At 66.2% G+C, this 24,006-nt stretch carries 14 protein-coding genes; 10 read left to right on the forward strand and 4 right to left on the reverse strand.

The window, feature by feature from the left end:
* Window positions 1-21: 21 nt before the first annotated feature.
* Genes OO12_RS12295 through OO12_RS12320 form a run of 6 tightly spaced genes read left to right on the forward strand, consistent with a single transcriptional unit; the run spans window position 22 to window position 5,941 of the window.
* Window positions 22-996 carry a TauD/TfdA dioxygenase family protein gene (locus tag OO12_RS12295; RefSeq protein WP_052215810.1) on the forward strand — a complete coding sequence of 325 codons (975 nt, stop codon included), beginning with the start codon at window positions 22-24 and terminating at the stop codon, window positions 994-996.
* Window positions 996-2,099 (forward strand): ABC transporter substrate-binding protein, encoded by a 1,104-nt coding sequence (locus OO12_RS12300; RefSeq protein ID WP_034158966.1) that lies wholly within the window; start codon window positions 996-998, stop codon window positions 2,097-2,099. The genes OO12_RS12295 and OO12_RS12300 overlap by 1 nt, the downstream gene beginning before the upstream one ends.
* A gap of 11 nt (window positions 2,100-2,110) precedes the next feature.
* Complete coding sequence (locus OO12_RS12305; RefSeq protein WP_034158967.1) at window positions 2,111-2,980, forward strand: ABC transporter permease; 870 nt, start codon at window positions 2,111-2,113, stop codon at window positions 2,978-2,980.
* Window positions 2,977-3,732: an ABC transporter ATP-binding protein gene (locus tag OO12_RS12310; protein ID WP_052215811.1), complete on the forward strand. Its 756-nt coding sequence runs from the start codon at window positions 2,977-2,979 to the stop codon at window positions 3,730-3,732. The genes OO12_RS12305 and OO12_RS12310 overlap by 4 nt, the downstream gene beginning before the upstream one ends.
* Window positions 3,729-5,123, forward strand: a complete 1,395-nt coding sequence (locus OO12_RS12315; RefSeq protein ID WP_034158969.1) for an LLM class flavin-dependent oxidoreductase — start codon at window positions 3,729-3,731, stop codon at window positions 5,121-5,123. Before OO12_RS12310 ends, OO12_RS12315 begins: the two co-directional genes overlap by 4 nt.
* Entirely contained in the window at window positions 5,120-5,941 is an 822-nt protein-coding gene (locus OO12_RS12320; protein ID WP_034158970.1) for an NADPH-dependent oxidoreductase, read from the forward strand. The genes OO12_RS12315 and OO12_RS12320 overlap by 4 nt, the downstream gene beginning before the upstream one ends.
* Before the next feature lie 69 nt (window positions 5,942-6,010).
* Here the strand turns inward: OO12_RS12320 and OO12_RS12325 are convergent, their stop codons facing one another.
* Both OO12_RS12325 and OO12_RS12330 read right to left on the reverse strand, forming a co-directional pair.
* Entirely contained in the window at window positions 6,011-8,521 is a 2,511-nt protein-coding gene (locus tag OO12_RS12325; protein WP_034158971.1) for an ABC transporter permease, read from the reverse strand.
* Window positions 8,518-9,216: an ABC transporter ATP-binding protein gene (locus OO12_RS12330; RefSeq protein ID WP_034158972.1), complete on the reverse strand. Its 699-nt coding sequence runs from the start codon at window positions 9,214-9,216 to the stop codon at window positions 8,518-8,520. The genes OO12_RS12325 and OO12_RS12330 overlap by 4 nt, the downstream gene beginning before the upstream one ends.
* A 44-nt stretch (window positions 9,217-9,260) precedes the next feature.
* Between OO12_RS12330 and OO12_RS12335 the strand changes: the two genes are divergently transcribed.
* The gene (locus OO12_RS12335; protein ID WP_152616393.1) at window positions 9,261-9,983 is read left to right on the forward strand and encodes an arylesterase; all 723 of its coding nucleotides are present in this window, start codon (window positions 9,261-9,263) and stop codon (window positions 9,981-9,983) included.
* A gap of 97 nt (window positions 9,984-10,080) precedes the next feature.
* Here OO12_RS12335 and OO12_RS12340 read toward each other — a convergent pair whose 3' ends face one another.
* On the reverse strand, window positions 10,081-18,498 hold the full coding sequence (locus OO12_RS12340) for a hypothetical protein (RefSeq protein WP_052215812.1): 8,418 nt from the start codon (window positions 18,496-18,498) through the stop codon (window positions 10,081-10,083).
* 1,317 nt (window positions 18,499-19,815) lie between these two features.
* Here OO12_RS12340 and OO12_RS12345 point away from each other — a divergent pair.
* Together OO12_RS12345 and OO12_RS12350 are read left to right on the forward strand one after the other, a co-directional pair.
* Complete coding sequence (locus OO12_RS12345; RefSeq protein ID WP_034158975.1) at window positions 19,816-20,133, forward strand: hypothetical protein; 318 nt, start codon at window positions 19,816-19,818, stop codon at window positions 20,131-20,133.
* A gap of 34 nt (window positions 20,134-20,167) precedes the next feature.
* A complete protein-coding gene (locus tag OO12_RS12350; protein ID WP_152616394.1) occupies window positions 20,168-22,204 on the forward strand; it encodes a hypothetical protein in 2,037 nt (678 codons plus the stop codon).
* Between the two features lie 258 nt (window positions 22,205-22,462).
* Here the strand turns inward: OO12_RS12350 and OO12_RS12355 are convergent, their stop codons facing one another.
* Window positions 22,463-23,236 carry a class II aldolase/adducin family protein gene (locus tag OO12_RS12355; protein WP_034159170.1) on the reverse strand — a complete coding sequence of 258 codons (774 nt, stop codon included), beginning with the start codon at window positions 23,234-23,236 and terminating at the stop codon, window positions 22,463-22,465.
* Window positions 23,237-23,333: 97 nt separating this feature from the next.
* On the opposite strand from OO12_RS12355, the gene OO12_RS12360 reads away from it, so the two are divergent.
* Window positions 23,334-24,002, forward strand: coding sequence for a Crp/Fnr family transcriptional regulator (locus tag OO12_RS12360; protein WP_052215813.1), 669 nt, complete (start codon window positions 23,334-23,336; stop codon window positions 24,000-24,002).
* Window positions 24,003-24,006 lie beyond the last annotated feature (4 nt).

The following is a 24,006-nucleotide window of genomic DNA, read 5'->3' on the forward strand; positions in this document are numbered from 1 at the left end:
TTTTTTCCGAAAGGAACCGCCATGAACATCGCCACCGCCATTCGCCCCGATCCCGCCGACCGGTTCAGCTACAGCCGCATCACCGTCGACCCGGTTACGCCCGTAATCGGCGCGGAGATTTCAGGCGTCGACCTGCGCCAGCCGATCGATCCCGAGACTGCCGCCGACATCCAGAAAGCGCTGCATGACTGGCGTGTGGTGTTCTTTCGCGACCAGCAGATCGGCAATGATCAGCTCAAGGCGTTCGGCCGCGCCTTCGGGCCGTTGACCCCGGCGCATCCGATCGCCGAGGGACTGGAGGATCATCCCGAGATATGGGAACGGAGCGTCGAGGAATATCGCACCCGTCGCGCGCGCAACGATGCCGCCCCGCCGGGGCGCGAGCCGCCACGTGACTATAAAGGTTGGCATATCGACATCACGTTCGTCGCCAACCCCAACCGCTATTCGATCCTGCACGGCGTGGAGATCCCGCCTTATGGCGGCGACACATTGTTCGCCAATCTCATCGCCGCCTATGAGGGCCTGTCCGCCCCGATCCGCTCGCTGATCGACGGGTTGCAAGCGGTCCACCGCACCAGCGGCTATGATTCCGCCGGCAGCAAGCCGCGTCGCGACGGCCGCTCGACCGGGCCGTTCGTGTCGCTCCATCCTTTGGTGCGCATCCATCCCGAAACCGGCGAGAAACTGCTGTTCCTCAATCCCGGTACGATCAGCCATATCGTCGGATTGAAGGAGCCGGAGAGCAAGGCGCTGCTCGATTTGCTGTTCTACGAAGCAACCCGGCCGGAATATCAGGTGCGCTTCCACTGGCGGCCCAAATCGCTGGTGGTGTGGGACAATCAGGCGGTCGCCCATGCCGGGCCGATCGATTATTCCAACTTCGATCTGCCCCGCGCGGTCCGGCGCATCACCGTTGCCGGCGACCTGACGCGCGGACCCGATGGCTTTGTCTCGCAGCCGCTGGAAGGCGAGCTGTTCAACGTACTCGGCTGATGCCGCGCGCGACGACGGCGAGGCGGCCCTGGGGCTTTATCGGCCTGGCCGCGTTCGTCGTGGTCAGTATCGGCCTGCTCTTCGCTTTCGCGCCCAACCGCCAACCGCCGCGCGACGCGAGCGGCGATCTGGCGGAGACGGCGGCGCTGCCCGACACGGTGCCCGGGGGCACCGTCCTGGTGGTCGGCGACCCGGTGACGCAATGGGTGTTCGAGCATCTGGGCTGGGACAAGAAGCTGCCCTTCACGGTGAAATGGGCGCAGATCACTGGTGGTCCTGACGTAACCGAGGCATTTCACGCCAAGGCGCTCGATGTCGGGCTTGGCGCCAATGTGCCGCCGATCCATGCCACCTGGGTTGGGCTGCCGGTCCGGATCGTCGCCTTTCGCCAGCGCCTCGACCCGCTGAAGCATCCCGCCTTTGTGCTTGCCATCGCACCCAAAGCCGGGATCAGGACGCTCGCCGACCTGCGCGGCAAGCGCATCGCGTTCAGTCCGAGCCAGGTGCAGAGCCAGATCGTGCTGCTGACGCTGAAGGCGCTCGGCCTGACCAAAAACGACGTGAAGCTGGTCGAACTGCCGTCGAGCATCGGCGGCGATGTCTATACCAGCGCGCTCGCCAGCAATCTCGTCGACGTCGCGCCGATCGGCAGCGGCATCGTCGCCGAACGCTATCTGCGCAAGTTCGGCAAGGACGGCGCCAGGATCATTCCCCATCCCGAATTCCGCGACGATGCGGTGCTCGCCTATGTCCCCGCCGAGGTGCTGCACGACCCGGCCAAGGCCGCGGCGCTCAAGCAGTTCGTGCATTGGTGGGGCCGCGCCCAGGCCTGGCAGCAGACCCACCGCGACGAACTCGCCCGGGGCTATTATGTCGAACATCAGGGCCTGCCCCCCGCCGATGCGAAGCTGATCCTCGCCGCGCTCGGCGACATCGACGTGGCGCGGGGCTGGGATCAGCCGGTCGCCTATCAGCAGGCCGCGATCGACCTGCTTGCCCCGGAAATGAACAAGCCACGCATCGATGCCGCCACCCTGTTCGACCGGCGCTTCGAAGAGATTGCCGCCAATGGCTTCGCTACGGGCCTGGCCGCCGACCATTGAAAGGAGCTGTCATGAACGCGCCCTTCCCAAACATCGCGACCTTCCCGGCTATTGCCGAAGTGCTGTTGCCCAATATCGCGACCGAGGCACCCGTCCGGCGCGGTACGCGCCGGCTCGGGCTCGATACCCCGCTCGCCTGGGGCTGGGTGCTCGGGCCGGCGCTGCTCCTGGTCTATTGGTCGGTCTTCTCGCTCACCGGTTTTCTCGACACGCGCATCCTGCCCGCACCCTGGACCGCGGTTACCGCCGGGATCGAGCTGATCCGCGATGGGCGGCTGCAGGAGAATCTCGCCGTCTCCGCCTGGCGCGCCGCGCAAGGGCTGGCGTTCGGCACCCTCGCTGGCGTGCTGCTTGCGCTGATCTCGGGGCTGAGCCTGCTCGGCGGCTATGTCATCGATGGGCTGGTGCAGCTGAAGCGCGGCATCCCGGTGCTCGCGCTGATCCCGTTCATGATCCTGTGGTTCGGCGTGGGCGAGGCCATGAAGGTCACGGTCATCGCCGTCACCGTATTCGCGCCAATCTATATCCACACGCACAGCGCCCTGCGCGCAATCGACATCAAGCAGGTCGAGCTGGCCGAGACATTGGGGCTCGGACGCTTCGCCTTTATCCGCCATGTCGTGCTGCCCGGCGCACTGCCCGGCATGCTGCTTGGCTTGCGCTTTGGTGTGACGGCGGCCTGGCTCGCGCTGGTGGTGGTCGAGCAGCTCAATGCGACCAGCGGCATCGGTTACATGATCACGCTCGCGCGCAATTATGCCCAGACCGATGTGATGCTGGTCGGCCTGGTGATCTATGCCGTGCTTGGGCTTGGCTCGGACGCCGTGGTGCGCGTGGTCCAGCGGCGCGCGCTGGTGTGGCGCCGGACGCTTGGCGCATGAGCGTCGTCCGCATCCGCGACCTGGTCCGCCGCTTCACCCGAAAGGGCGTACTCGATGGCATCGACCTCGATATTGGCGCGGGCGAATTCGTCGCGCTGCTTGGCCGCAGCGGTTCAGGCAAGAGCACCCTGCTGCGCGCACTCGCTGATCTCGATCACGAAGCGGAAGGGTCGGGCGACCTGATCGTGCCCGACCGGCTGTCGGTGGTGTTCCAGGACGCGCGACTGCTGCCGTGGAAGCGTGTGCTCGACAATGTCGTCCTCGGGCTCGACGGCCCCGATGCGCGGCAACGCGGGCTCGAGGCGCTGGCCGAAGTCGAACTGGACGGGCGCGAACGCTCCTGGCCCTATGAACTGTCGGGCGGTGAACAACAGCGTGTCGCGCTCGCCCGCTCGCTGGTGCGCCGACCCGAACTGCTGCTCGCGGACGAGCCCTTTGGTGCGCTCGACGCGCTGACTCGCATCCGCATGCATGTCCTGCTGCGGCGTCTGTCCGCAACGCACAATCCCGCCGTGCTGCTCGTCACCCATGATGTCGATGAAGCGATCGAGCTCGCCGACCGCGTGGTGGTGCTCGACCAGGGCCGCATCGTCGCCGATATCCGGGTCGCGCTGCCGCCCGCCGGCCCCGCCCGGCGTGAGCGTTTCGCCGCGCTCCAGCACCAGCTGCTCGGCCTGCTCGGCGTCGAGACCGAATCCGGCGCCTCCCCCTACGCTGCCTCCCCTTCCGACAGAGCAAGGATCACCGCATGAGCCAGACCGATCGCAAGCCCAACCGCAAACTACGCCTCGGTGCGTTTCTCCAGGCGACCGGCCATCATGTCTCGGCCTGGCTGCATCCCGCGACTCAGGCCGATGCCGGCCACAATCTCGACCATTACAAACAGATCGTGCAGACCGCCGAACGTGGCAAGTTCGACCTGGTGTTCGTCGCCGACAGTCCCGGTGGCTATGCCGATTTCACTGACGAAGCGACTTTCCGCCAGAACGCCAAGGCGGCGCATTTCGAGCCGGTCACGCTCTGGTCGGCATTGTCGCAAGTGACCGAGCGGATCGGTTTCGTCGCCACCTCGACCACCACTTATGAGGACCCGTACACCACGGCGCGCAAATTCGCCTCGCTCGACTGGATCTCGGGCGGGCGCGCGGCGTGGAACGTCGTGACCACTGGCGCCGACGTGTCGGCCAATTTCAGCCAGCCCGCGCATCTCGAACATTCGCGCCGCTATGAACGCGCCGAGGAATATATCGATGTCGTGAAGGGGTTATGGGACAGTTACGAGGATGATGCGTTCGTGCGTGACCGCGATGCGGGCGTGTTCCTCGATACCGACAAATTCCATGTCCTTGGCCATGAAGGCGAACATTTCCAGGTGCGCGGGCCGCTCAATATCGGTCGTCCGCCGCAGGGCTATCCAGTAATCGTGCAGGCCGGCGCGTCGGAGCCGGGCCGCGAGCTCGCCGCGCGCACCGCCGAAGTGATCTTCACCGCCAATCTGATCCTCGCTGATGCGCAGGACTTTTACCGCGACGTCAAGGCGCGCTTGCCGCGCTATGGCCGCCGCGCGGACGATCTGCTCGTCATGCCCGGAATCTTTCCGGTGCTCGGCGGGACCGAAACCGAGGCCGAGGCCAATTACGAGCAACTCCAGTCGCTGGTCCACCCGGCGATCGCCTGGGGCATCTTGCGGCGGCATTATCAGGGGTTCGATCTGTCGGGCTATTCGCTCGACGATATCGCACCGCCGCTGCCGAGCGACACCAATGGCAGCAAGAGCCGCCTGAAGCTGGTGTCCGACCTGGTCGAGCGCGAACGGCCGACCCTGCGCCAGCTCTACCGCCAGGTGTCGACTGCGCGTGGACACCTGACCAGCGTCGGCACGCCCGAACAGATCGCTGATGTGATTCAATCCTGGTTCGAGGGTGAAGCGGCCGACGGCTTCAACATCATGCCGCCGATCCTGCCCACTGGCCTGACCGACTTCGTCGATCAGGTCGTGCCGATCCTGCAGCGGCGCGGCCTGTTCCGCGAAGATTATGAAGGCCGCACCCTGCGCGAAAATCTCGGACTCGAGCGGCCGGTGAACGGGCTGACCGCGCGCGCGACGCAACGCACGCCAGAGCTTGCGACGCAGCACGCATGAGCGAGTCCCACACCGCCGTCCGCGCCCGCTACCGTTATGACGACGCACCGGTGCCGGTGACCGACAATGCGATATTGCGCGGCTTGTTCGATCACCGCTCGGTCCGCGCCTATCTGCCCGATCCGCTCGACCCCGGCACGATCGAGACGCTGGTCGCCGCCGCACAATCCGCCGCGTCCTCGTCCAACCTGCAAGTGTGGAGTGTCGTCGCGGTGCAGGATCCCGCGCGCAAGGCGCGGCTGGCGGCGCTTGCCGGCAACCAGAGGCATATCGTCGAGGCGCCGCTGCTGCTGGTCTGGCTGATCGATTTCGACCGCCTGACTCAAATCGGCGAAGCGCTGGGTACACGGCCCGAGGCGCTCGACTATACCGAAAGCTTCATACTTGGCGCGGTCGACGCGTCGCTCGCCGCGCAGAACGCAGTGGTCGCGCTTGAATCGCTCGGGCTTGGCTCGGTCTATATCGGCGGCATCCGCAACAGGCCGGCCGAGGTCGCCGCCGAGCTCAACCTGCCGCCGCGTGTCTTCCCTTTGTTCGGGCTGGTTGTCGGCAGGCCCGACCCGGCGCGCCCGGCATCGGTCAAGCCACGCCTGCCCCAGGCGTCAGTGCTGTTTCACGAGCAATATGCCTGGACCGATACGCAGGTCGAGGCCGCGCGGCATTATGACGAGCGGCTGCGCACCTTCCAGCGCGAACAGGGCCTGGCCGAGCGCGACTGGAGCGACCAGGCGAGCGAACGCACGCGCGGGCCCTGGTCGATGGCTGGCCGGCATGTCCTGCGCGACGTGCTGGGCGAGCTCGGGTTTCTGCTACGTTAGGCAATAAACAGAACTTCCTCTCTCCGTTCGCCCTGAGCACGAACGGGGAGGGGTAACCTCCCGGACTTTCTAAAGCTGTCGCAATGCCCGCGCCGGCCGCACCCCGAGGATCGGCCAGGCACCGGCCAGGCCCAGCACCATCACGCTCGCCACCCCGGCAACAAGCGTCACGGCGACCGCGCCATAATCAGGCAGCCAGTCGAACTCGAACAATTCGACCACCACATACCACGCGCCGCCCAGCCCGAGAATCACCGCCAGCACTGCCAGCGCCGCACCGAGAAAGGCATATTCGATCGCCTGGCTCGCCAGCACCTGCCACCGCGTCGCGCCGAGAGTGCGCAGGATGACGCTGTCATAGGTCCGCACTTCGCGCGCGGCGGCGATCGCGCCGATCAATACCGCGATTCCAGCCAGTACCGCGACCGACGTCGCCGCGGTGATCGCCGCCGCCATTTGCGTCACCAGGTCGCGCACCTGGCCCAGCACCGCGCCGACCTCGATCACCGACACCGACGGGATGGGGCTCAGCAGCGCACGCATTACCGCGCTTTCCCGCCCCGGCGGCAAGTCGATCGTCGCGGCGAGATTATGCGGCGCATCGGCAATCGCATTGGGCGAAAACACCATGACATAATTGAAGCCGAGCGTGTCCCAGTTGATCCGCCGGAACGACGCGATCCGCGCGCTGCGTTCGACCCCGAGCAAGCTGTAGCTGATCGGATCGCCGATCTTCAGGGCGAGCGCCTGCGCCAGCCGCTCGTCGACCGACACCAAAGGCGGGCCGGCATATTGCGCCGGCCACCAACGCCCGGCGGTCAATATGCTGCCCTCGGGCAAGGTCGCCGCATAAGTCAGCCCGCGCTCGCCACGCAGCGCCCAGGCGCCGTCGGGAATGGTCTTGAGGTCGGCGACCCGCGTCGCGCCATAGCCGGTGATCGTCCCGCGCAGCGCCGGCACGGTGGCGATGGTCGCGCGCGGTTCGACGCCGGTGACGACACGGCGGAACTCGGCTTCGCGGTCGCGCGGCACGTCCAGCGCGAACAGGGCAGGGGCGCGCTTCGGCACGGTCTGCGCGATATTGGCGTCGATGCTGGTGCGGATCGCCGCCAGCAGCACGAACAAGGTCAGCCCCAGCCCAAGCGCGACGACCAGGGCGCCGGTCCGCGCGCCCGGCCGATGCAATGCGGCGATGGCCAGCCGGAGTAACGGCCGCCGCGCCCGCGGCATCGCCGCCGCGCCCCGGCGCACCGCCCAGCCGAATCCGGCCAGCACCAGCAGTACCCCAACCATCGCGCCCAGGAACCCGGCGGTCAGCCAGGGTTGCTCCGCCGACCACAATGCCAGCGCGACGATCGCCGCGCCCGCACTCGCCATCCAGGGCAAGGTCCGGCGCAACGGCGCACGGCGCTCATCGAACACGCCGCGCAACAAGCCCGCCGCCGGCACGCTCCCCGCCGCGACCAAAGGCGGCGCGGTAAAGGCGAGCGCAATCAGCAAGCCATATGTCGCCGCCAGCACCAGTGGCAGCCACTCGACCGAGAAACTCGGCGCGACCGGCAACACGTTGCCCGCCAGCGCCACGATCAGCGGCACCGCGCCAACACCGACCACCAGCCCGGCAAGGATGCCGATCCCCGCCACCACCCCGATCTGCAGCACATAGATGCGCGCGATCATCCCCGATGTCGCGCCCAGCACTTTCAGTGCGGCAATGCTCCCGCGCCGCGCGGCAAGATAGGAGGACACGCCATTACCGACGCCGATCCCGGCAATGACTAATGCCGACAGCGCCACCAGCATCAGGAATTGCCCCATCCGCTCGACGAAGCGCGCAGCGCCCGGAGCGGCGCGGTCGCGCGTCTTGGCCTCCCAGCCGCCCGCCGGAAAGCGCGCCTTGAATGCCGCCACTGCCGCCGGCGCCTGCGCGCCGTCGCGCATCTTCACGCGGTATTTGCTCTCATACATGCTGCCCGGCTGGATCAGCCCCGCGCGCGCCATGCCCTGCTGCGACACGATCGCGACCGGCCCCAGCGTGAATCCCTCGCCCAGCCGATCGGGCTCGTCGGCGATGATCCCGCCGACCGTGAAGCGCGCAGACCCGAGCTTGAACTGGTCGCCGACCTTCGCGCCGAGCCGATCGGCCAGCGCCGGTGCGATCCACACCTGGGCCGCCCCCGGCGCCCCGACCACGCGCCCGCCTTGCAGCACCAATTGCCCATAGAGCGGATAATGCGCATCGACCGCCTTCAATTCGACCGGCACGATCAGCGGCGCGGCGGTGCTCCCGCCGACCGCCGTCGCCTGCATCCGCGCGGTTTCGGACACGGCGCCGATTGCTGCCATCGCCGCGCGCTCATTCGGGTCGGCGCCGCGCTGCGAAATGGCAAATTCCACATCGCCGCCCAGGATCACCCCGCCGCGCGCCGCCAGCTCGCGGTCGATCGCCTGGGTCAGGCTGCCGATCGCCGCCAGCGCGCCCACGCCGAGGAACAGGCAAGCCAGCAACAGCCGCAGCCCGCGAAACTTCAAGTCGATCTCGCGCCGCGCCAGCCGCCACGCCGTCCGCCACTCGTTCATCGCATCCGGTCCGCGACGATCCGTCCATCGGCCAGCTCGACGATCCGGTCGCAGCGCGCCGCTAGCGTCGCGTCATGCGTGATCACCACCAGAGTCACCCCCGCCGCCGCCTGGCGCTCGAACAGCAAATCCATCACCGCCGCGCCCGTCGCCAGGTCGAGATTGCCGGTCGGCTCATCGGCGAACACCAAATCGGGGCGCGGCCCCAGCGCACGGGCAATCGCCACGCGCTGCTGCTCACCGCCCGACAATTGCGCCGGATAATGATCGAGCCGATGCCCCAACCCGACCGCGGCCAGCTCGGCATCGGCGCGGGCAAAGGCGTCGGTCATGCCGGCCAGCTCCATCGGCACCGCGACATTCTCGCGCGCGGTCATCGTCGGCAGCAAATGAAAAGCCTGCAGCACGATGCCGATCCGCCCGCGTCGCGCCCGCGCCAACGCATCCTCGTCCAACGTGCCGAATTCCAGTCCGGCCACCGCGACGCTTCCCGCGCTTGCCCGCTCCAGCCCGGACAGGATCGCCATGAGCGACGATTTGCCCGACCCCGACGGCCCGAGCAGTGCGACGCTGCTGCCGCGCGCCACGTCCAGGTCGATGCCGCGCAGGATCACCGTCGGCGCGGCTGTCGCCCCCAGTGTCAGCGTGACTCCGCGCGCGGCGATCACCATATCGTCGGGGGTAATGGTCGGCATGTCAGGGAAACCTGGCTGGGCGGTTGATGATGAAGGTGGGAAAGATGATCGGACGACGCGGATATGGGGCGGGACTGCTGCTTCTCCAAGCGATGCTGCTGGTTAGTTGCGGCGCGCAGCCGACACCGGCACCCAACCCGACCGTTGCCGCGACCCCCGAAACGCCCGCACCCCCGGTCATAAAGCCGGTCGCCGGCCCGGAACGCCTCGTGCTGGCGTTCGGCGACAGCCTGTATGCCGGTTACGGTCTGGCGCGCGGCCAGAGCTTGCCCGACGCGATTCAGGCCCGGCTCCGCGCCCAGGGTCTGAACGCGATGATCGTCAATGCCGGCGTGTCCGGGGACACCAGCGCGGCGGGGCGCCAGCGCCTGGGCTTTGCGCTCGACAATCTGAAGCGCAAGCCCGACCTGGTCCTGCTTGGCCTTGGCGGCAATGACGTCCTGCGTCAGATTCCTCCGGCCGAAACCCGCGCCAATCTCACCGCGATGCTGGAGGAATTGCGGGACCGGAAAATCGCCGTGATCCTCACCGGCATGCGCGCGCCACCCAATCTGGGCCCCGACTATGTCGCGGCGTTCGACCGCATCTACCCCGATCTGGCGAAACACTATGGCGCGACGCTCTACCCCTTCATCCTCGACGGCGTGATCGGCAACCGCGGCCTGATGCAGGCTGACGGCATCCACCCCAACGTTACTGGCGTCGCGCGCATCGCCGACCGGCTGGCACCGATGATGGAGCAGCGGTTGAAGGAGGGCGCCCGCTAGCGCAGGTCACGCAACCGCGATCCTGCCTGCCGGCACTCTTTCCCGCAGACAGAGTTTCCGCCGCGCCGATGCCTGGCATCAGCGCGGCGGGAATCCGTTAGAAGTTGAACCGCAGGCCGGCACTGATCGAGAAGCTGCGCAGCCTTGAGTCGTCATTGACGTTGCCGACCACGAAGCCCGAAACCTTGCCGTTCGCCGCATTGGCCAGGATGCCCGCAGAGTAACGCATCGCATTCTTCCATGTCGTCGAGTCGAGCGAGAAGGTGGTCACTGGCGAACCAAAGGCGAAAGTCGAACTGTCCGTGCGCGACCAATTCTCCAGCCGCGCCGCACTGATGAACGGCTCGACCGTGACGCGCGCCGCGTCGCCGGTACGATAGGACAGGCGCAAACCTGCCTGACCGACCTTGGTCCGGTCGCTCCCCGGGGTCCAGGTGCTCAGCGCGTCGATCTGCAGCGGATCGATGCTGCTGGTCGCATAATTGTAGCTGGCGAACGGCGTGGCCGCGAAGCCGGTCTTGCCGCCGACACGATAGGATGCACGGACCGAATATGCGGTGGCGTCGCCATCCAGCTTGCGCAGTCCCGCCGTGCCGAACAATGTCGGCATGCCGAGCCGATAGTCGCGCCATTCCTTGCGGATCGCGCCCTCGACCGTCAGCGCGTCGTTGCTGATCACCGCATAAGCGCCGGCGAACGACGCCTCGACCTTCTGCCGCTGGTTTCCGGCGAGCGGGACCTGCGCGTCATACCAGCCGCCCAGCGCGCCCATGTTGAGCGCCCAGTCCTTGCCGAGCCTGACACTGAAGTCGCCGCCGATCTCCATGACCTGATGCTCGGCGCGGAAACGGCCGGTCGAGGTGTACAGCACCCCGCCGCCCGACAGGCGTGAATCGATCACCTGGGTGGTGTGGCCGGTGCCCCCGCGCATCCACAGGCTGAAGCGCAGCTTTCCGGCCGGATCGTCGGTCCGCGAGGTCACGAACGGGCTGATCGGGTCGTTGAGCGTATCGGAGGCGGCCTCGGCGATGAAGCTCAGATTGCCCAGCGTTCCGGCCATCGGGTTGATCGTCTGGATCAGGCCGAACTGGGTGTTGGAGCCGGGCTTCTGCCCGAACGTGTCGAGGACGAAGCCGGTCGTGGCGAAGGGCGTGTTCGACGTAAAGGCGCTCGCCGGCGCACCCCCATTGACCACGACCACCGGCAGGAAGCCGCCCGGCACGAAGCTGCGCGTGCCGACCAGGTTCATCGTGACGTTGGTATTGCCCGATCCGGTGCCGACGATGTTGAGGCGATCCGCGGTGGCGGTCACGGTGCTGTAGTCGGCGAAGAACTGGCCACCGCCGACATAATTGCCGCCCACGGTGACGACATTGGTCGTCAGGTTGTTCTGCGCGTTGATGATGCCCGTGTTGGTCAGCGTCCCGACGGTCGTGAACGAACCGGCGCCGGGGAAGTTGATCCGGCCCGCGTTCAGCGCGTTGCCGAGGATGTTCAGGCTGCCACCGGCGGCGATGTTTGTCGTGCCGGCGTTGGAGAGGTTGCCCGAGAAGCTCGATGCGCCCGTCAGGTTCGCGATCGAGCCTGCCCCATTGGTCCAGAGCGAGGTCGCGACGTTCGACCCCGCCACGTTGACCGCACCGTTCAGAGTCCCGTTGTTGACCAGCGTGAACGGCCCGTTGTTGAGCTGGGCGAGGACCGCGTTGGTGCCGCCGGTGATTGTGCCGGCATTGTTGATCGTGCCTGTGCCGGTGCCAGTCGCGACCATCTGCACGCCCGTGACCGTTCCGCTGATCAGGCCGGAATTGTTGACCGTCAGCGCGCCGTCCACCGTTGCCATATCGGAACCGATGTCCGGATCGATCTTGCCGCTCGCGGTTACGACGAGCGTGATGTCGCCCGTGGTCGAGGTCGCCCGCACGCCGGCATTGCCGGCGCCGGTCGCCTTGATCTCACCCGCGACGACGATCGTGGTTGCGCCGGTGGAGAGGCTGCTGGTGCGGATGCCATAGCCGTTTGTCGCGGTGATCAACGATCCAGCCGCCTGGTTGACGTTGATCGTTCCGCCGCCGCCGGCACCCTGCGCCAGCGCGAGGACGCCGGTGCCGTTCGTCGCGGTGATGTTCTTGTTGACGTTGACCGTCACGCTGCCGGTGCCGACCGCGTTGGCAACGATGCCGGCAGTGTCGGCGAAGACGTCGCCATTAGTGGTGATGGTGCCGACGCCATTCTGGACCTGACCCTGGATGCCGAGACCATTGCTGGTCACCGTACCGGCCGTGGTGATGGTCAGCGTCGAGGCGCCGCTCACGACGCCGCGAATGGCCTCGCCACCGGTGCTGGTGACTGGTCCGGCCGGCGTGATGGAGACATTGCCCGCCATGGATCGGGCAACGATGCCGAAGCCGCTGGTGCCGTTGACCGCGCCGGTCCCCGCGATGTTGATGTTCCCTGCGGTGGAGAAGGCGTTGATCCCATCGACCGCGCCGCTGACGGATCCCGTGCCGAGCAGATCGATGTTACCCGAATTGGTCATCGCCGAGATGCCGATGCCGGTCGAGCCCGTGACCGAACCGGCGCCTATGACCTTGATCGCGCCTGCCGGCGACACCGTCTCGATGCCGTTTGTGCCGATAACCCCGCCATCGATGCGGACCGTGGTAAGGCCGCCCGACAGGCCGCTGTTGGTCAGGATGCCGCTGCCGCCAGTCGCGGTTACGGTCTTGCCCGCCGCGACGGAGATGTCGATCGTGCCGGCACTCGCGGCTGCGTCATTATTGAAAGCGGAGATGCCGGCGCCCGCGCTGGCGTTGACGTTGCCGCCAGCCGCGACCGTCACATTGCCGGTTCCGTTGGTCTGGGCGATGATGCCATTCGTGCCGGATACCGTCCCGCTGGTCGTCACCGATACATTGCCCGCACCGCCGGCCAGAACTTGCTGAGCGATGATGGCGGTGTTGCCGGTCGAGGTGACATCGCCTGTCGTGACCAGGACGTTGCCGCCGGTGGTCAGCGCGAAGATGCCGTTGCCGGTGGTTACGTTGACCGGACCGACGGTGGTCACACTGGTCGAGCCCGTGCCGAAATTCTCGGCGTCAACGCCGAACCGCGCATTGATCGCGCCGTTCGCGGTCACATCGATATTGCCGGTCGCCGCGGCCGGGAAGATCGCGGCGACGATGCCGGCATTGCCCGCCTGGACGTTGCCATTGGCGACCACCGTCACATCGGCGGTCAGCGATTGGGTCTGGATGTCGATGCCGTTTTTACCGTTGGCGAGCGCAGTCACTGCGCCCGTGGTGACGCTGATGTCGCCACCGATCGCCGTATTGCGAACGATGATGCCGTTCCCGCCGGTCGAGCCACTTGCGCCCGAAATGTTGACCGTGGTCGTCCCGGCGCCGTTGTTGAGGATGTTGGCGCCGTCGCCGGTGCCGCCGAAGAACCCGCCGGTGCCCGTCACAGAGATATTGCCCGCGCCGCCAGTGCCGCCGATTAGGGCCAGGCCGCTGGTCGCGCCGGTCACGGTATCGGCAACCGCCACGGTCACCGCGCCATTGCCGGTCGCCTTGATGCCCTCGGCTGCCGTGCCGGTGACCGTGCCGTTGGTTGTCACGCCGACCGCGCCTGTACCGAGGTTCAGCGCGACGATGCCCGTCGTGCCGGAGATATTTCCGCCGGTGACGTCGACATTACCCGCACCGCCCGCGCTGGTTTGTTGCGCGACGATCGCCGTGTTGCCGGTCGAGGTGACGTCGCCCGCAGTCACCGTAACGTTGCCGCCGGTGGTCAGCGCGAAGATGCCGTTGCCGGTCGTCACGTTGACCGGACCGACGGTGGTCACACTGGTCGAGCCCGTGCCGAAATTCTCGGCGTCGACGCCGAACCGCGCATTGATCGCACCGTTCGCGGTCACGTCGATATTGCCGGTCGCCGCGGCCGGGAAGATCGCGCCGACGATGCCGGCATTGCCGGCATTAATGTCGCCATTGGCGACGATCGTGACATTGCCGGCCAACGACAGAGACTGAACGTCGATGCCGTCCTTGCCGCCGGCCAGGGCTGTCACTGCGCCGGTGGTGACGCTGATGTTACCGCCCGCTGCGGTGTCGCGCACCACGATGCCTTCGCCACCCGCCGAACTGCTCGCGCCGGAGATGTCGACCGTGACGGTGCCCGAGCCGTTGTTCAGGATGTTGGCCGCGTCGCCGGTGCCGCCGACGAACCCGCCGGCGCCCGTCACTGAGATGTTGCCCGCGCCGCCAGTGCCGCCGATCAGGCTCAGGCCGCGCGTTGCACCGGTCACGGTGTTGGCAACCGCCACGGTCACCGCGCCATTGCCGGTCGCCTTGATGCCCTCGGCGAACGTGCCGGTGACCGTGCCGTTGGCGGTGATGCCGATCGCGCCCGTGCCATTGTTGAGCGCCAGGATGCCGGTGGTGCCCGAGACATTTCCAGCGGTCACGTCGACTGTGCCTGCGCCTGCGGCTGAAGTCTGCTGCGCAACGATCGCCGTGTTGCCGGTCGCGGTGACATCGCCGGCGGTTACCGTGACGTTGCCGCCAGTCGACAGCGCGAAGATACCGTTGCCGGTCGTCACATTGACCGGACCGACGGTGGTCACACTGGTCGAGCCCGTGCCGAAATTCTCGGCGTCGACGCCGAACCGCGCATTGATCGCACCATTCGCGGTCAAATCGATATTACCGGTTCCCAGGCCCGGGAAGATCGCGCCGACGATGCCGGCATTGCCCGCATTGATGTCGCCATTGGCGATGATCGTCACATTGCCGGTCAACGACTGAGCCTGGACGTCGATGCCGTCCTTGCCGCCGGCCAGGGCGGTCACCGCGCCAGTGGTGACGCTGATGTCGCCGCCCGCCGCCGTATCGCGCACCACGATGCCTTCGCCACTCGCCGAACTGCTCGCACCTGAGATGTCGATCGTGACGGTGCCCGAGCCGTTGTTCTGGATGTTGGCCGCGTCGCCGGTGCCGCCAACAAAGCCGCCGGCACCCGTCACCGAGATGTTGCCTGCGCCGCCGGTACCGCCGATCAGGCTCAGGCCGCGTGTCGCACCGGTCACGGTATCGGCAACCGCCACGGTTACCGCACCATTGCCAGTCGCCTTGATGCCCTCGGCGAACGTGCCGGTGACCGTGCCGTTGGCGGTGATGCCGATCGCGCCCGTGCCATTGTTGAGCGCCAGGATGCCGGTGGTGCCCGAGACATTTCCAGCGGTCACGTCGACTGTGCCTGCGCCTGCGGCTGAAGTCTGCTGCGCAACGATCGCCGTGTTGCCGGTCGCGGTGACATCGCCGGCGGTCACCGTGACGGCCCCTCCGGTCGACAGCGCGAAGATGCCGTTGCCTGTCGTCACATTGACCGGACCGACGGTGGTCACACTGGTCGAGCCGGTGCCGAAGTTCTCGGCGTCAATGCCGAATCGTGCATTGATCGCGCCGTTCGCGGTTATGTCGATATTGCCGGTCGCCGCGGCCGGGAAGATCGCGCCGACGATGCCGGCATTGCCCGCATTGATGTCGCCATTCGCGACGATCGTGACATTGCCGGTCAGCGACTGAGCCTGGACGTCGATGCCATCCTTGCCGCCGGCCAGGGCGGTCACCGCACCGGTGGTGACGCTGATGTTACCGCCCGCTGCGGTGTCGCGCACCACGATGCCTTCGCCGCCCGCCGAACTGCTCGCGCCGGAGATGTCGACCGTGACGGTGCCTGACCCGTTGTTCTGGATGTTGGCCGCATCGCCGGTGCCGCCAACAAAGCCGCCCGCGCCGGTTACCGAGATGTTGCCCGAACCGCCGGTGCCACCGATCAGGCTCAGGCCGCGTGTCGCACCGGTCACGGTATCGGCAACCGCCACGGTCACCGCACCATTGCCGGTCGCCTTGATGCCCTCGGCAAACGTGCCGGTGACCGTGCCGTTGGTGGTGATGCCGATCGCGCCTGTGCCATTGTTGAGTGCCAGAATACCCGTCGTGCCTGACACATTGCCTGCGGTTATATTGATGGCGCCTGCGCCTGCGGCTGAATTCTGCTGCGCGACGATGGCGGTGTTGCCGGTCGAGGTGACATCGCCGGCGGTTACCGTGACATTGCCCCCGGTGGTCAGCGCGAAGATGCCATTGCCGGTCGTCACATTGACCGGACCGACGGTGGTCACACTGGTCGAGCCCCCGCCAAAATTCTCGGCATCGACGCCGAACCGCGCGTTGATCGCGCCATTCGCGGTCACATCGACACTGCCGGACGGCCCTACCGCGAGGATCGCGCCGACAATGCCGGCATTGCCCGCGTTGATGTCGCCATTGGCCACGATCGTCACGTTGGCCCCCGCTGACTGCGTCTGAACGTCGATGCCGTCCTTGCCTGCGGTCAATGCGGTCACTGCACCGGTGGTGACGCTGATGCTGTTGCCGATCGCGGTGTCGCGCACCACGATGCCTTCGCCGCCGGTCGAACTGCTCGCGCCCGAGATGTTGACCGTGACGGTGCCCGAGCCATTGTTCAGGATGTTCGCCGCGTCGCCGGTGCCGCCCACAAAGCCGCCGGCGCCCGTCACTGAGATGTTGCCCGCGCCGCCAGTGCCTCCGACCAAAGTCAGGCCACGGACCGCGCCAGTCACGGTATCGGCGATGCTGACGCTTACCGCATTGTTGCCGGTGGCGGCGATGCCATCCCCGGACGTGCCGTTGACCGTGCCATTGGTGGTGACGCCAACCGTGCCGGTGCCGGAATTGGTCGCGACGATGCCCGTCGTGCCGGAGACATTGCCTGCGGTCACAGCGATATTGCCCGCACCGGCGGCCGAGGTTTGCAGCGCGACGATCGCCGTGTTGCCGGTCGAGGTGACATCGCCCGCATTGACCGTGACGTTGCCGCCAGTGGTCAAGGCGAAGATGCCGTTGCCGGTCGTTGCGTTGACCGGACCCACGGTCGTCACCGTCGTATTGCCCCCGCCAAAATTCTCGGCGTCGACGCCGAACCGCGCGTTGATCGCGCCATTCGCGGTCACATCGACACTGCCGGACGGCCCTACCGCGAGGATCGCGCCGACAATGCCGGCATTGCCCGCGTTGATGTCGCCATTGGCCACGATCGTCACGTTGGCCCCCGCTGACTGCGTCTGAACGTCGATGCCGTCCTTGCCTGCGGTCAATGCGGTCACTGCACCGGTGGTGACGCTGATGCTGTTGCCGATCGCGGTGTCGCGCACCACGATGCCTTCGCCGCCGGCCGAACTGCTCGCGCCCGCGATGTCGACCGTGACGGTGCCCGAGCCATTGTTCAGGATGTTGGCCGCGTCGCCGGTGCCGCCGACGAACCCGCCGGCGCCCGTCACTGAGATGTTGCCCGCGCCGCCAGTGCCGCCGATCAGGCTCAGGCCGCGCGTTGCACCGGTCACGGTGTTGGCAACCGCCACGGTCACCGCGCCATTGCCGGTCGCCTTGATGCCCTCGGCGAACGTGCCGGTGACCGTGCCGTTGGCGGTGATGCCGATCGCGCCCGTGCCATTGTTGAGCGCCAGGATGCCGGTGGTGCCCGAGACATTTCCAGCGGTCACGTCGACTGTGCCTGCGCCTGCGGCTGAAGTCTGCTGCGCAACGATCGCCGTGTTGCCGGTCGCGGTGACATCGCCGGCGGTTACCGTGACGTTGCCGCCAGTCGACAGCGCGAAGATGCCGTTGCCGGTCGTCACATTGACCGGACCGACGGTGGTCACACTGGTCGAGCCGGTGCCGAAATTCTCGGCGTCGACGCCGAACCGCGCGTTGATCGCGCCATTTGCGGTCACGTTGATATTGCCGGTTCCCAGGCCTGGGAAGATCGCCCCGACGATGCCGGCATTGCCTGCATTGATGTCGCCATTGGCGATGATCGTCACGTTGCCGGTCAACGATTGGCTTTGCGCGTCGATGCCGTCCTTGCCACCCGTCAGCGCGGTGACGGTGCCGTTGGTCGTGACGTCGATGCCGGTGCTGCCGGCCACGTCGCGCACGACGATGCCTTCGCCCGATGCGGCAAAGATCGTGCCCGCCGTGATGCTGATCGAACCGACGCCGCCCGTCTGAGTGGCATCGAAGGCATTGCCGTTGCCGTTGTTGATGATGCTCCCGCCATTATAGACGAGCGGGCCGCCAGCCGTACTGGCCGACAATGCCGCCGTACCGCCTGCGGTCGGCGTGTTGCCGGCATCGACGCTGATCGTTCCGTTATTGTTTATGGTAACGCCACCGGTGCTGCTGTTGGTCACCGCAAGGCCGTTTCCGCTGATCGTCGCGCCGCCATTCACATTGATGGTGATCGGCGTCGCGATTGGACCCGTATAGTGACGATCGTTCGGCGGGCTGGCCGGAAACGTCGTGTCGGTGGTCGATGTATCGGCGCAGGTCACGGTGACACCGCCGACGACGCACTGTGCCCAGGCCTGGCCCGGCGCGAGAAGGCTGAATCCCGCAACGGTCGCTGCGGCAATGGTGGAACGCAAGGTCAATCGACTCGCCTGCGACCGCAAATTACGGCGCCGCGCCGCTCCCGAAGATGGCGCCAATGCGGCCATACCAAGTTGGCCCGAAGAATACGGTGCGCGCGCCATGTGAGTGCCCTCTCGTTGATCAGTTGAATAGGGATGGTGTCAGGGACTCATGGCCCGCCCAACCCTGTCTTCAATTTGTGCACCTATCCGATAATGCCTCACCGGGATTGGCTAAATACGACATCGCCGAACCGACAACTTCTAGAGCGAGATAGGATAGGCTGGTGCTTCACTCCCCACCCAATTAGGTAATGACGTCCTTTGGCCGCTGGCTCGTGCGAACCAGCCAGTGCGCTAAGTTCATGACGGCAAGGGGCTTTGTGACGTCTGACTATGACACGGTCCTCGCGTCACTGTACGAAGCGGCGGTCGCGCGGGATCGCTGGCCCGCGCTTCAGCGCAGCTGGATCAAACTCCAGTCGGGCATTCACGGCGTCTGCATCTTGCGTCGAAAATCCAAAACGGAGGTCCGATTTCATTTGTCGGCCACCCTGTGGTTGTTCGGCTCACGTCATATTGGCGTCCCGGCCTCCAAGGCCGGCAAGAGATTCAACGTCACACCAAGCCATGCCATCACCCCGCGCGAACGCGACTCTCACCGGCCGCGTCTCCGCTCTTTCACAGGTCAAGACATCCAAACCGCGTGGCGTCCCGTTTCGCCCGGAAGGGGACCTGTTCCGTCACCTGTTATCACCTGTTTTTCCACCTGTTATGCGATAACAGGTGGAACGGTATCATCGGCTTGATAAACAACCGAAAATTCGACCGTGATTTCCAACATAACAGGTGTGGAAAAATCCTCGCGCCATAACAGGTCGAACAGGCGAAAATCGGCAGACGGCCAGCTCGAAACCCCTGCTGCTGTTCCATCCGAACCGCGCTGTTTTCAATGCTGTTATCATGCTGTTCCTATGCTGTTATTCAATAACAGCATAGGAACATGTTAAATCACTGAAGCAAAACCGGATTTTTCTCTCGAAAATCCAACATAACAGCATGAAAAAAATCCTGCCGAATAACAGCGTGGAACAGCACGGTCTGGGCCCCGATCATCCTGCTGCCCAGCCGTACTTTCGGCATGCCATCCGACAATTGCATCCGGAACCGATCTTGTTGGCCAATGCCGCTTTACTCCGTGTCATGCGGGACGCATCCTTCGTCCTGGAAAGAGGTCGCGCGCGGAGTCGCCGCTGCTCCCCGCCCGGGGACGCGCCTGAGACGATCTCGCCGCCTGTGATGCAGTGACCATAGCGTCCGACAACCGGGGAGAGAGTCATGTCCGTATTGAACAGCAGGAACTGGAAAGCGATCGAGAGCACTGACCTGATCGGGTCGGCCTATACGCTCACCGTGACCGGTGAGGTCGAGGTATCGCAGATCAATGAGACGCCGATCCTGACGGCGGCGGTGCCGCCGGGGATCAATCCGGCGATCCTGCTCCTCGACCTGTCGACCGAAACCACCGGCGATGTCGGCGGCGCCGCGACCAAATGGGCGCCGGTCGCCTATAGCCAATCCGTCTCGTCGGGCGAGTATGAAGCGGTCGACATCATCGGCCAGGCCTTTGTGACGGTGGAACGCATCCTGTCCTGAACGCCCAGGCGCCGGCCAGTCAAAGGGGGAAATGATGAGCGAAGCAATCCAGGCGGGCGTCGATGCCTTTTTCACCGCGTCCGCCGTCCGTGGTCCGCAGGCATCGGTGTTCGCGGCGCTGCCGGGCGATACGCCGCCGCCGTCGGGCCGCGCTTTCTCGGTCTTCGTCGCGGAGGATATGGAGGCGGCGATCGCGGTTGCCGACCGCATGACGCAGGCCGCTGCAGCGGCGCTCGCCGACAGCGGCAGCGACAATGAAGCGGTCGCGGCGGCGTTCGCGCTCGCCGCCCGGCTGCGCGGCGACTATCCCGAGGGGCTGGTCGATCACGCCGCCAAGCTGTTTCTCACGCATGATCATGCCGCGCGCAACGTGCGCATCCCCAATCTGATGTCGCGCATGACGGTCAATCTCACCAGTCCGCTGGCCGGAGCCGGGCTGACCGGCACCTTGCCCAGCCTTGGCGGCACCACCGGCTCGGCGGATGAGGACCGGATCGGCTGGTTCCGCGAAGACCCGCTGGCCAATGAACATCACGAACATTGGCATCTGGTCTATGTCCGCTTCGACAGCCCGAATTTCTCGGTTCGCCCGCGTCATGGCGAGCTGTTCTTCTATATGCATCAGCAAATGCTCGCGCGCTACGACGCCGAACGGCTGGGGGCGGGTATCGGCCGCGTCGTGCCGTTCGACGATTACAACGCGAGCATCGGCGTCGGTTATGATCCGGGCGGGCTGGCGATCGGCGGCACGGCCTATCTGCCGCGTCCGGCCAACGGCCAATGGTCCGCGCTGACTCAGATCGGCAATTACGCTCCCGCCGATCATGCGCTGCGCCGCGACCGGCTGCGCGATGCCGCCGCCAATCTGAAGCTTGCGGTCCCGGGCGGCGCGTCGCAGCCGCTCGACGGAGCGCCGGGCAGCGACGCGCTCGGCCATGCCGATGAAAGCAGCGGCAAAAGCATCAGCGGCCCCGGCTATACCAGCTTCTATGGCAATCATCATGGCTTCGGCCATGTCTTCACCGCCGCCTTGTCCGACCCGGCGACCTATGAAGGCGGCGTGATGTACAACCCCGCCGCGGCGATCCGCGATCCGTTCTTCTGGCGCTGGCACCGCCATGTCGACGACATCAATTTCCACTATCAGGAAAAGCTGCCCGCCAACGACTTCGCCGCCGCGCCGGAGGTTGCGTTCGGCGGCGGCAATGATGCCGGGCTGGTGATCCTCGACAGCGCGCTGCTCGGCAATGCGGCGGCGGGGCTCGGCGCGACGGTCGGGCAGCTGGCCGACGCCTTGCTCGGCGGACCGCGCTTCGCCCTCGATGCCGCGCGGGACAGCGTGCAGGTCGGCCAGTCGGGCGGCGGTCAGCCGTTGATCGTGACGCTGCACGACACGATCGAGACCGAGCTGCGTCACGGCATCTTTCAGCTCAACACCGCGCAGGAGGTCGAGGACGAACCGCGCTTCACCTACCCCTATCTGTGGCACCCGTCCTATCACTTCGCCATCCGCCTGCGCTCGACCGCGGCGGTCGAGCAGCTGGTGACGGTGCGGCTGTTCCTGTGCCCGGCCTATGATGTCGACGGGGTGACGGACGGCTCACTCAACGACCGCCGGCAATGGATCGAGCTCGACAAGTTCGCCGCGCCGATCGCGGCGGGCGAGGAGAAGGTGCTGGTGCGCGCCGACACCGATTCGACCATCGTGCGCCGCCCGGTCACGCCGCTCCAGGCTAATCCCGATGTGGTGCGCGATCTGCATTTCGAAGGGCAGGGCGACGACCATCCCGACGCGGCGGCGTGCGAATGCGGCTGGCCCTATCACTTGCTCTATCCGCGCGGGACGACCGCGGGGATGCGCTTTGCTTTGCTCGCGGTGGTGACGAAGGACGATGCGCTGATCAAACAGGGGCAATGCGGTTCGATGAGCTTCTGCGCGGTGACCGACGAATATCCGGACGCCAAGCCAATGGGCTATCCCTTCGATCGCCCGCTGGCCAGGCCGTTCGCCGACCTGGTCGCCGGCAACCCCTCGCTGGCGCTACGCTTCATCACCATCAAGGAGCGCTGAGCGGGCGGAACCCTCTCCGTTCGTTTCGAGCGAAGTCGAGAAACAGGTCACGGAAGCTGCGCACGGCTTCTCGACTTCGCTCGAAACGAACGGAAGAGAAAACGCCGGTCAGCTCATGACCGGGCTAGAACGGTTTTGAGCTGGGTTGATCCGCCATCCCCGTTCGCCCTGAGCCTGTCGAAGGGCACGCGCAGCGCATGGGCTTCGACAGGCTCAGCCCGAACGGAGGGAAGCGATTCCACGCCAGTCGATGGTGCTCTAGTCGCGATACCCCGGATTGACCCGGTCGAGCTTGCGCAGCAACGCCGGCCAGGCGAGGAAGTCCGACAACATCTTCATTCCCGGGCCGGACGACTGGTCCTTGACCTTCTCCGCCACGCCCTGTTCCGGGTTGTTGAGATTGTCGCGGCCCGCGCTCAGCATCAGGATCTGCGCTTCGCAGGCGCGCTCCAGAAAGTACATGCGCATGAATGCCTGCGGGATCGATTCACCCACCGTCAGCGTGCCATGGTTGCGCAGGATCATCGCGTTCTTGGTGCCGAGATCGGCGACCAGCCGTTCGCGCTCCTCCAGATCGGTCGCGATGCCCTCGAAGTCGTGATAGGCGACATCGTGCTGCGCGATCATCGCCGTCTGCGTATGCGGCAACAGGCCGAACGCCATCGCCGATACCGCCTGACCGTGCGGCGTGTGCAGATGGAGCACGGCGGTGGCATCCTCGCGCGCGGCATGGATCGCGGAATGGATCACGAACCCGGCCTGATTCACTGGCGCCGGCGTATCGTCCACCTTGTTGCCCTGCAGGTCGATCTTGACCAGCGCCGACGCGGTCATTTCGTCGAACATGTGCGAATAGGGATTGATCAGGAAATGATGCTCAGGGCCCGGCACGCGCGCCGACAAATGCGTGAAGATCAGGTCGTCCCAGCCGAACATCGCGACGAGCCGGTACGCGGCGGCAAGGTCGACACGCAGCGCCCATTCCGCATCGCTCATCTGGTCGCGCGGGGTGATCATCTGTGCGGTCGCCATCATCTCTCTCCTGTCGTCGTTTTGACCTTTTAACATGAGTCGCCGGAATAAAGTGTCGCCTGCTTGACAATCTTTTTCGATCGGCAATGTTCCGGGCATGACCATCGCCGAACTGCCCTTGCTGGAGGCCGATAGCTGGTTCGGCGCCTTGCCCGCGGCGCGGCGCCGGCTGATCGTCGACCAGGCGCGAGTGCGCACGGTCGGCGCGGGTCAGCTGGTCTATGCCGCGGGCGATCCGCCCAATGGTCTGTGGGCGGTGCTTGAGGGGCAAGTGCGGCTCATCGGACACCTCGCCAGCGGCGTCGATCTGCTGGCGCTGATCCTGCGGCCCGGAACCTGGTTCGGCGAACTGTCGACGATGGACGGCCGCCCCCGCCCGCACGACGCGATCGCTTTCGGCACGACGCGGCTGCTCCATCTATCCCAACCGGTGTTCGCGCGGCTCGCGGCGGACGAACCGGGCCTGTACCGCGACATCGGCCTGCTGGTCTGCGCGCATCAGCGCACCGCGCTGGCCTTCATCGCGCAGGGCCTGTCGCAATCGGTCACCATCCGGCTTGCGCGCACCTTGCTGCAGGGCGCGGAGGTCTCGGGCAGCGATCTGCTCAACGTGCGCCAGTCCGACCTCGCCGGCACCATCGGCGTGTCGCGTCAGACGCTGAACAAGGAGCTGCAGCGCTTGCGCCGCGCCGGGCTGATCGAGCTGGCCTATGCCCGCATCACGCTGCGCGACCGCAAGGGGCTGGCGGCGATCGGCGATGATTGATTGG

This window comes from Sphingomonas sp. ERG5, from assembly GCF_000803065.1.
GTDB lineage: Bacteria > Pseudomonadota > Alphaproteobacteria > Sphingomonadales > Sphingomonadaceae > Sphingomonas.

What these genes read in the sequence shown, in the direction of transcription:
- OO12_RS12295 (WP_052215810.1), top strand. Translation starts at nt 22, where the DNA reads ATGAACATCGCCACCGCCATTCGCCCCGATCCCGCCGACCGGTTCAGC.
- OO12_RS12300 (WP_034158966.1), top strand. Translation starts at nt 996, where the DNA reads ATGCCGCGCGCGACGACGGCGAGGCGGCCCTGGGGCTTTATCGGCCTG.
- OO12_RS12305 (WP_034158967.1), top strand. Translation starts at nt 2,111, where the DNA reads ATGAACGCGCCCTTCCCAAACATCGCGACCTTCCCGGCTATTGCCGAA.
- OO12_RS12310 (WP_052215811.1), top strand. Translation starts at nt 2,977, where the DNA reads ATGAGCGTCGTCCGCATCCGCGACCTGGTCCGCCGCTTCACCCGAAAG.
- OO12_RS12315 (WP_034158969.1), top strand. Translation starts at nt 3,729, where the DNA reads ATGAGCCAGACCGATCGCAAGCCCAACCGCAAACTACGCCTCGGTGCG.
- OO12_RS12320 (WP_034158970.1), top strand. Translation starts at nt 5,120, where the DNA reads ATGAGCGAGTCCCACACCGCCGTCCGCGCCCGCTACCGTTATGACGAC.
- OO12_RS12325 (WP_034158971.1), bottom strand. Translation starts at nt 8,521, where the DNA reads ATGAACGAGTGGCGGACGGCGTGGCGGCTGGCGCGGCGCGAGATCGAC.
- OO12_RS12330 (WP_034158972.1), bottom strand. Translation starts at nt 9,216, where the DNA reads ATGCCGACCATTACCCCCGACGATATGGTGATCGCCGCGCGCGGAGTC.
- OO12_RS12335 (WP_152616393.1), top strand. Translation starts at nt 9,261, where the DNA reads ATGATCGGACGACGCGGATATGGGGCGGGACTGCTGCTTCTCCAAGCG.
- OO12_RS12345 (WP_034158975.1), top strand. Translation starts at nt 19,816, where the DNA reads ATGTCCGTATTGAACAGCAGGAACTGGAAAGCGATCGAGAGCACTGAC.
- OO12_RS12350 (WP_152616394.1), top strand. Translation starts at nt 20,168, where the DNA reads ATGAGCGAAGCAATCCAGGCGGGCGTCGATGCCTTTTTCACCGCGTCC.
- OO12_RS12355 (WP_034159170.1), bottom strand. Translation starts at nt 23,236, where the DNA reads ATGGCGACCGCACAGATGATCACCCCGCGCGACCAGATGAGCGATGCG.
- OO12_RS12360 (WP_052215813.1), top strand. Translation starts at nt 23,334, where the DNA reads ATGACCATCGCCGAACTGCCCTTGCTGGAGGCCGATAGCTGGTTCGGC.